This window comes from Vibrio sp. YT-19(2023) (genome assembly GCF_033337395.1).
Map to the genome: position 1 here is coordinate 1 of NZ_JAWOQN010000551.1, position 675 is coordinate 675.

Sequence of the window (675 nt, forward strand, 5' to 3'; positions counted from 1 at the left end):
CAAATCCGAAATTATCCAGCCCAAGCGCACCTGTTCGCCAGCCGCGCTATCGTTGCTTTTTTCGGCATCGTTGTTTTGATGGGCTTGCTGGTCGCCAATATGTACAACATTCAGGTGAACCAGTTTCAAGATCATCAAACCCGTTCAAATGACAACCGCATCAAAGTGGTTCCTATTCAGCCAAACCGCGGTCTTATCTACGACCGAAATGGTGTCCTGTTAGCCGAAAACCGTCCTGTCTTTAACTTGGAGCTGACTCCAGAAAAAATCAAAGACATCGACGCTACTATCCAAGAATTGCAAACCATTCTGGAAATCACACCAGAACAGATCGAACGCTTCCATCGTGAGCGTAAGCGTACCCGTCGATTCAAATCCGTCCCATTGCTAACCCAGCTGAACGAAAAGCAGGTCGCGGTCTTTTCCGTCAACCAATACCGTTTTCCTGGTGTTGAAATTAGTGCCACACTCAAACGTTACTACCCTTACGGGGAAGTGTTAACGCACGTAATCGGCTATGTTTCTCGTATCAATGACCGCGACATGCAGCGTTTGATTCGAGAAGAAAAAGACGCCAACTACCAAGCGACTCGTGACATCGGTAAGTTGGGCATCGAAAAATACTACGAAGATCTGCTGCACGGCACTGCTGGCTACCAAGAAGTGGAAGTCAAC

The 675-nt window shown here is 47.7% G+C and carries 1 pseudogene; it reads left to right on the forward strand.

From position 1 onward, the window contains the following. Window positions 1–675 (forward strand): annotated as a pseudogene (locus tag R7E78_RS27065) (penicillin-binding protein 2); the annotation flags it as partial.